2 protein-coding genes are annotated in these 2224 nt (G+C 69.2%); both read right to left on the bottom strand.

The genetic code is table 11. The features are described from left to right. Positions 1 to 1504: MFS transporter (locus tag VFI59_12035; GenBank protein ID HET6714424.1), on the bottom strand; the 1504-nt coding region annotated here is incomplete at its 3' end. Between the two features lie 22 nt (positions 1505 to 1526). Then, a partial coding sequence (locus VFI59_12030) for a diacylglycerol kinase (GenBank protein HET6714423.1) occupies positions 1527 to 2224 on the bottom strand: 698 nt, incomplete at its 5' end.

Here is a 2224-nt window from a genome sequence, read left to right as displayed (position 1 = left end):
CGGCGAGGAGCGGCACGAGCAGCGCCACCTGGAGCGCGAACGGTCGAGCCTGCGTGTTGATGCGGATGATCTCGTCCTGGACGTCGTGGGGCTGACCCACCAACAGCTCGTCGAGCGCCGTGTTGCTCATCAGCTCCGCATCGTCCTCGAGCCCGGTCGCCACCTGCTGTTGCTCGGCGGGCGACAGCACGGCGCTGCTCTCCGCCATATCGGTGAACGTGATCGACAGCGTCGCCAGCATGATCGCGCCGGCGAACGCCAGTCCGAACGAGAGCCCGAACGAGCCGCTCGCGGAGTTGACGCCCGCGGCCTCGCTGACCCGTTCCTCGGAGATCGGCGACAGCGTGTAGTTGTTGAGCTGTGACACGAGCAGCCCGAGCCCGGCTCCCGCGATCAGCAGCGGGACGGAGAGGTACCAGCCCGAGTCGGCGCTGGGGACGACCCAGATCAGCAGGGCCATGCCGAGCGACAGGAGGGCGAAGCCTGAGCGGATGATCCTGCTCGGGCGGCGCGATCCTGCCTTCTTCCCGGCGAGCACGGCCACACCGAACATCGTGAGCGAGAGCGGCGCGAGGGACAGGCCCGTCTGCAGGGCGTCGTACTCGAGCACCATCTGCAGGAAGATCGGCAGCGCGATCATCGCTCCGCCCAGGGCGATGTTCTGGAGCATCTGTCCCGAGATCCCGAACCGGAACATCGCCGACCGGAACAGGTCGGGGTCGAGCAGGGTCGGCTTCTCCTCGCGCTTGCGACGCAGGAGCCAGTACGCGAGCGACCCCAGGCCCACCGCCCCGACGACCAGGAGCTCGGCGACGGCGTCTCCGCCTTCCTGCCACGCCAGGATGCCGAGGACGATGCCGCCCATGCCGAGGACCGAGAGGATCGACCCGATCGGGTCGACCTGCCTCGACCCCGTGAACGGCACGTCCTTGACGCGCCCGATCCCGGACAGGACGACGGCGATGATCAAGAGCTCCAGCAGGAAACCGACTCGCCACGAGAGGAACGTCGTGATGAAGCCGCCGAGCAGCGGTCCGATCGCCGCCGCGACGGCCGCCGACGCGCCGACCAGCGCGTAGACCTTCTTCTGCGCCTCACCCTGGAAGTTGCCGTGGATCAGCGACTGCATCGCGGGCATCAGCAGCGATGCCCCGAGCCCGCCGACCACGGCCCAGAAGACGACGATCGCGACGACGCTCTGGGCGAGCGTCATCGCCACGGCACCCGCCGCGTACCCGCACAGACCGATGACGTATGCGCGCTTGCGGCCGATGAGGTCGCCGACCTTGCTGCCGATCAGGATGAACGCGGCCGACACCAGCGCTTCGAGCGCGATGGCCGCTTGGATGCTGCTGACGGTCGTGTCCAGGTCCTCGACCACGGCCGAGATCGACACGTTCATCAGCGACGTGTCGAACACGAGCACGAACATCGCCATCGCGAGCAAGATGGCGAGCCGCCGATCGAAGGTGGTCGCCTCGGTCGTGGTCGCCTCGTCGCTCATCCGGGGCTCCGCATCGCCACGATCACGTCCCGAGCCGGGAAGAGCGCCCGAGGGCGACCGCCCACAGCTCGCGTGCCTCGGCTCGCCAGCCGATCGAACGTGCGGCGGGGGAGTAGCCGATCGCGTGCCTCGGCAGCCGGACGCGGACGGGCTCCGGTCGGATCGAGAACCGCAGCGGCGGATCCATCACCTGCGTCTCGCCGTCCAGGCCGATCTCGATCGGCGAGTCCGACGTCACCTCGAAGGTGGGGGTCGCCCAAGTCGACAGTCCCTCGAAGCGCTCCGGGTGTCCCGTCGCGAGCGCGGTGAGGAAGGCCCGGGCACCAGCCGCGGCGGTGAGCACCACGGCGACGACGCCCAGCGTGTGGGTGTCGAGCCGGGGGCGGCTGCCCATGCCTCGCGCGGTGCTGCCGTACGGGTTGTTCGAGATCTGGATCACGTGCGCGCCTCGCTGCTCGGTGCCGTCGCGTCCTGGGAAGCGAAGATCGAACGGCTCCGTCTCCGGACCCAGGACCTGGGGCAGGGTGGCGAGGGTGGTGTCCACCTTGGCGTCGCGGTACTCGGGGGAGCGGACGATGGCCGCATACAGCCCCAGCGACACGTTGTTCACGAACACGTGCCCGTTCACGTCGGCGAGATCCATCGTGCGTTCGACGGCTTCGCCGTACGCGTCGAGGGCGCCGACGACGTCCTCGCGGTCCAGGCCGAGGTCGAGAGCCA

This window comes from Actinomycetota bacterium (assembly GCA_035697485.1).
Taxonomy (GTDB): Bacteria; Actinomycetota; UBA4738; order UBA4738; family HRBIN12; genus JAOUEA01.
The sequence above is the reverse complement of the archived record's forward strand: the minus strand, read 5'-3'. Positions and strand labels throughout refer to the sequence as shown.